Raw genomic sequence first — 4,428 nt, forward strand, 5'->3', positions numbered from 1 at the left:
CACACCACCCGAACGAACCCTCGTCCCGCCCGAGCGGGTGGCGCGGCTCCGCCATGCCCGCACCCGCGACCGGATCCGGGCCGGGCGAGGGGATCCCACCCAGGAGACGCACGTGTCCACCCCCCGCCCCACCGCACGCACGCGCCCCCGATGGCGCAGACCCTTCTCCCTCCTCGCGGCCACCGCGCTGGTCACCGCCCTGCTGCCGGCCGCGGCCGCCCACGCCGCCCCGCTCTGCACGGTCGACTACACCGTCACCAACGACTGGGGGAGCGGCTTCACCGCCGACGTCACCCTCACCAACCACGGCCCCCAGGTCTCCCCCTGGAGCCTGGGCTGGTCCTTCCCCGGTGGCCAGCAGGTCACCAACGCCTGGAACGCCACCGTCACCCAGTCGGGCGCCGCCGTCACCGCCGCCGCCCCCGCCTGGTCGTCCACCCTGGGCACCGGCCAGAGCGCCGCCTTCGGGTTCCAGGGCACCGGCTCCGGGGCCGCCCCCACCGTGTTCACCCTCAACGGCACCTCCTGCGAGGACGGCGGCGAGGAGCCCGGACCGGAGGACGGCGAGATCGTCGTCTCCCCGGCGGGTCTGGCCGTCGACCCGGGCGGCTCCGCCTCGTTCGACGTCCACCTGTCCGCCGAGCCCGAGGACGACGTGGACGTCACCGTCGAGCGCACCTCCGGCTCCGACACCCTCGCCGTCACCGGCGGGGCCGACCTCACCTTCACCGCCGACGACTGGGGCCGGGCGCAGGAGGTCACCGTCGCCTCCTCCGGCGACGGCTCCGGCGATCCGGCGCAGGCGGTCTTCACCGTCGCCGCCGACGGCTACGACCCCGTCACCGTGACCGTGCGCGAACGCGCCGCCGCCGCCAACGAGTACGAGGCCGAGTTCCTCGACCAGTACGAGAAGATCAAGGACCCCGCCAACGGGTACTTCCGCGAGTTCGACGGCCTGCTGGTCCCCTACCACTCCGTCGAGACCCTGATCGTGGAGGCGCCCGACCACGGGCACGCCACCACCTCCGAGGCGTACAGCTACTACCTGTGGCTGGAGGCGACCTACGGCCGCGTCACCGGCGACTGGGCGCCGTTCAACGCCGCCTGGGCGTCCATGGAGGCGTTCATCATCCCGGGCACCGCCGACCAGCCCACCAACGCCTCCTACGACCCGTCGGCACCGGCCACCTACATCGCCGAGTCCACCGACCCCTCCGACTACCCGATGCCGCTCGACCAGGGCGTCCAGGTCGGCTCCGACCCGCTGGCCGCCGAGCTGAGCAGCACGTACGGGACCGGCGAGGTCTACGGCATGCACTGGCTGCTGGACGTGGACAACACCTACGGGTTCGGGTTCTGCGGCGACGGCACCGACAACGCCCCCGGCTACATCAACACCTTCCAGCGCGGCTCCAACGAGTCGGTGTGGGAGACCGTCCCGCACCCCTCCTGCGAGACGTTCGCGCACGGCGGCGCCAACGGCTACCTGGACCTGTTCACCGACGACTCGAACTACTCCGAGCAGTGGCGCTACACCAACGCCCCCGACGCCGACGCGCGCGCCGTCCAGGTCGCCTACCAGGCGCACACCTGGGCCAGCGAGCAGGGCAACGCGGGCGCCATCGCGGACAGCGTCGCCGACGCCGCCCGCATGGGCGACTACCTGCGCTACGCCATGTACGACAAGTACTTCAAGGAGGTCGGCGACTGCGTCGGCCCCCAGGCCTGTGCCCCCGGCAGCGGCAAGAACTCCGCCCACTACCTGATGTCCTGGTACTACGCCTGGGGCGGCGCCCTGGGCAGCGCCGAATACCCCTGGGCCTGGCGCATCGGCGGGTCCTCCGCCCACCAGGGCTACCAGAACGTGATGGCCGCCTACGCCCTCTCCGAGGTCGACGCCCTCGCCCCCGAGTCGCCCACCGGCGCCTCCGACTGGGCCACCAGCCTCGACCGCCAGCTGGAGTTCCTCCAGTGGCTCCAGTCCGCCGACGGCGGCATCGCCGGCGGCGCCACCAACAGCTGGGAGGGCGACTACGGGCAGCCGCCCGCGGGCACCCCGACCTTCCACGGGATGTTCTACGACGAGAAGCCCGTCTGGCACGACCCGCCGTCCAACCGGTGGTTCGGGTTCCAGGTGTGGGACATGGAGCGCGTCGCCGAGTACCACCGCATCACCGGCGACGAGCGCGCCGGGGACGTCCTCGACGCGTGGGTGCCCTGGGCCATCGCCAACACCACGGTCGGCACCGGCGGCGAGTTCGCCATCCCCGCCGACATGGAGTGGAGCGGCGCCCCCGACACCTGGACCGGCACCCCCACCGGCAACCCCGGCCTGCGGGTCGAGGTCGTCTCGCACAACCAGGACGTCGGCATCGCCGCCGGGCTGGCCAAGACGCTGCTGCACTACGCCGCCGCCACCGGCGACACGGAGGTGCGGGAGGTCGCCGAGGGCCTGCTGGAGGCGCTGCTGGAGCACCGCGACGACCTGGGGGTCGCCATCCCCGAGGTGCGGTCCGACTACCGGCGGTTCGACGACCCGTACGGCGCGCCCGACGGCGGGCTGTACGTGCCGAACGGGTGGACCGGGACCATGCCCAACGGCGACGTGATCGACTCCGACTCCACGTTCGCCTCCATCCGGTCCTTCTACGAGGACGACCCCGACTGGCCCAAGGTCCAGGCGTACCTGGACGGCGGCCCGGCGCCGGAGTTCACCTACCACCGCTTCTGGGCGCAGGTGGACGTGGCGACGGCGCTGGCGGTGCACGGGGAGCTGTTCGGCTGACCCGCCCCGCCCCGGGGCTCTGAACCCCCGCGGCGGCCGTACAGCGGCGGCCGCCGCGGGACCACACGGGGGAGGGGCCGGGTCCGGCCCCGGTCCCTCCCCGTCAACCCCTCCTGCCCTCCTGCCCCGTTCGACCCTCCTGAGCCGACCCCTCTTGACCCGAGGAGAGACCGATGAAGACGACCACGCGGCGCCGCACGGCGAGGTTCCTCGCCCCGGTGTTCGCCCTCGCCCTGGCCCTGTCGGCCGGGTCCCCCGCCCAGGCCGAGGACCCGCCGCTGCGCGACCTCGCCGACCGGCACGGCCTGCGCATGGGTGTGGCGGTCTCCGCCCACCTGCTCGACAACGCCCGCTACGCCGAGATCGCCGGCGGGCAGTACAACTCCGTCACCCACGAGAACGAGCTGAAGTGGGAGACCGTCCAGCCCCAGCAAGGCCGGTTCAACTGGACCGGCGGCGACCGCCTCGTGAACTTCGCCCGCGCCAACGGCCAGGACGTCTACGGCCACACCCTGGTGTGGCACAGCCAGCTGCCGTCCTGGGTCGCGAACGGCGGGTTCAGCGCCCCGCAGCTGGAGGGGGTGATGGAGGACCACATCTCCACGGTCGTGGGCCGCTACGCCGACGACATCAGCCACTGGGACGTCGTGAACGAGGCGTTCAACGAGGACGGGAGCTTCCGGGACACGGTGTTCCACCGGACCCTGGGCCCGGACTACATCGCCACGTCCCTGGAGCTGGCGCACGCGGCCGACCCCGACGCCCGGCTGTTCATCAACGACTACAACGTCGAGGGGATCAACGCCAAGAGCGACGCCCTCTACGCGCTGGCGTCCTCCCTGGTCGCCCGGGGCGTGCCGCTGCACGGTGTGGGGTTGCAGGGGCACCTCATCGTCGGCCAGGTGCCGTCCACGATGCAGGCCAACATCCAGCGGTTCGCGGACCTGGGGCTGGAGGTCGTCATCACGGAGCTGGACATCCGCACCGACACCCCCGCCTCGCAGCAGCAGTTGCAGGCGCAGGCCGCCGACTACACGCGCGTGTTCCAGGCGTGCATGGCCGTGGACGGCTGCGGCGGCGTGACCGTGTGGGGGGTGGGCGACGCCCACTCCTGGATCCCCGACGTGTTCCCCGGGCAGGGCGACGCGCTGCCCTACGACCACCAGTACAACCCCAAGCCGTCGTACTGGGCGGTGCACGAGGTCCTGGGCGGCGACGGGGACCCCGGGCCGGGGCCCGGTCCCGGGCCGGGTGACGGGGACTGCGCGGTCACCTACACCGTCAGCAACCAGTGGAACCAGGGCGCCGTCATCGACGTGACCGTCCGCAACACCGGCTCCGCGACCGTCGACGGCTGGCGGCTGGCCTGGACCCAGCCGTCCGGCCAGCAGATCACCTCGGCCTGGAACGCCACCGTCACCCAGACCGGGGGCGGGGTCACCGCCGAGGGCGTGTCGTGGAACCGGACGCTGGCGCCGGGCGGCAGCGCGACGTTCGGGTTCCAGATCACCCACCAGGGGCAGGTGGCCAGCCCCAGCGCGTTCGAGCTGAACGGCGCCGCCTGCGACTGAGCCGCCTGCGATCGACCTGCCTGTGACCGGGCCGCGGTCCCCACCGCGGCTCCCGAACCCCCGGGGCGCCCG

General features: G+C 72.9%; 2 protein-coding genes. Both read left to right on the top strand.

Annotated elements, in window-relative coordinates; translation table 11 throughout:
* Nucleotides 1-112 precede the first annotated feature (112 nt).
* Nucleotides 113-2,785 (top strand): glycoside hydrolase family 48 protein, encoded by a 2,673-nt coding sequence (locus ACJOT3_RS32870; protein WP_406977031.1) that lies wholly within the window; start codon nt 113-115, stop codon nt 2,783-2,785.
* Nucleotides 2,786-2,958: 173 nt separating this feature from the next.
* Nucleotides 2,959-4,356: an endo-1,4-beta-xylanase gene (locus tag ACJOT3_RS32875; protein ID WP_406977032.1), complete on the top strand. Its 1,398-nt coding sequence runs from the start codon at nt 2,959-2,961 to the stop codon at nt 4,354-4,356.
* Nucleotides 4,357-4,428: the final 72 nt, after the last annotated feature.

The sequence above is a fragment of the Nocardiopsis protaetiae genome (genome assembly GCF_045446735.1).
Classification (GTDB): Bacteria; Actinomycetota; Actinomycetes; order Streptosporangiales; family Streptosporangiaceae; genus Nocardiopsis; species Nocardiopsis protaetiae.